The 1179-nt window shown below is 72.4% G+C and carries 2 protein-coding genes; both read left to right on the plus strand.

The window, feature by feature from the left end:
- Positions 1 to 695, plus strand: a 695-nt coding sequence (locus G6021_RS08165) for an RsmB/NOP family class I SAM-dependent RNA methyltransferase (protein ID WP_182641033.1), incomplete at its 5' end; no start/stop codon positions are given.
- Positions 696 to 701: 6 nt separating this feature from the next.
- On the plus strand, positions 702 to 1179 hold a 478-nt coding region (locus tag G6021_RS08170; RefSeq protein WP_182641034.1), incomplete at its 3' end, for an alpha/beta fold hydrolase.

Below are 1179 nucleotides of genomic sequence, written 5' to 3' on the forward strand. Positions count from 1 at the left end.
GCGACCGGCTCGCCACGGTGCAGGACGAGGGCAGTCAGGTCGTCGCGATCGCCGCGTCCCGTGCACCGCTCGTCGGCGAGGACGGCGGCCGGTGGTTGGATCTGTGCGCCGGACCCGGGGGCAAGGCCGTCATGCTGGGCGCGTTGGCGGAGATCGAGGGCGCGACGGTGACCGGTGTGGAGGTCTCCGAACACCGTGCCGACCTCGTGCGGGAGGCCACCCGGGACCTTCCGGTGACCGTCCTCACCGCGGACGGCCGGGATCCCGGTCTGGAACCGGGGTTCGATCGAGTCCTCCTCGACGCACCGTGTTCGGGTCTCGGCGCCCTCCGGCGTCGTCCCGAGGCCCGGTGGCGAAAGACCGCCGCCGACATCCCGGGACTGGTGGTGCTCCAGCGGGAGCTGCTGGAATCCGCACTGCGTCTCGTGCGGCCCGGGGGCGTGGTGCTCTACGCGACGTGTTCCCCCCACCTGTCCGAGACGGTGTCTATGATCCGTGAGGCGAACAGGCGCGACGATGTCGAACTCCTCGACGTACGCGAGATCCTCGAGGGGATCGACGGGGCCGCCACCGAGGGCCTCGGAGACGGACCGTGGGTGCAGCTCTGGCCGCACCGCCACGGCACCGACGCGATGTTCATGGCTGGGCTGCGCAGGGTCGCCTCCGACCCCACACCGCCGACACGAGAAGACTGACAGTCGATGCCGTCAGCAGACGCGGACCAGGGCCGGGACGACGCGACCTTCCTCTCCGGCGGGACCGGGTGCGAGGCGTGGGTGTACCGCCCGGAGACCTCGTCGGACCCCGGCGGGACAACCGCACCGGCCATCGTCATGGCGCACGGCCTCGGGTGTATCCGCGACCTCCGACTGCCCGCGTACGCCGAGCGTTTCCGCGACGCCGGCTTCGTCGTCGTGGTCTTCGACTACCGGCACTTCGGCGCCAGCGACGGGCAGCCCCGTCAGCTCCTCGACATCGGCCGTCAGCTCGACGACTGGCGGTCCGCGCTGGCCTTCACCCGGTCACTGACCGGCGTCGACCCGGACCGGGTCATCGCGTGGGGCACGTCGTTCTCGGGCGGCCACGTCCTCACGCTCGCCGGAACAGGGGAGCGACTCGCGGGGGTCGTCGCGCAGGTGCCGCACGTCAGCGGGCCGGCCGCGGTCCGGGCGACGCCGC

The organism is Dietzia sp. CW19 (genome assembly GCF_014145265.1).
Classification (GTDB): Bacteria; Actinomycetota; Actinomycetes; order Mycobacteriales; family Mycobacteriaceae; genus Dietzia; species Dietzia natronolimnaea.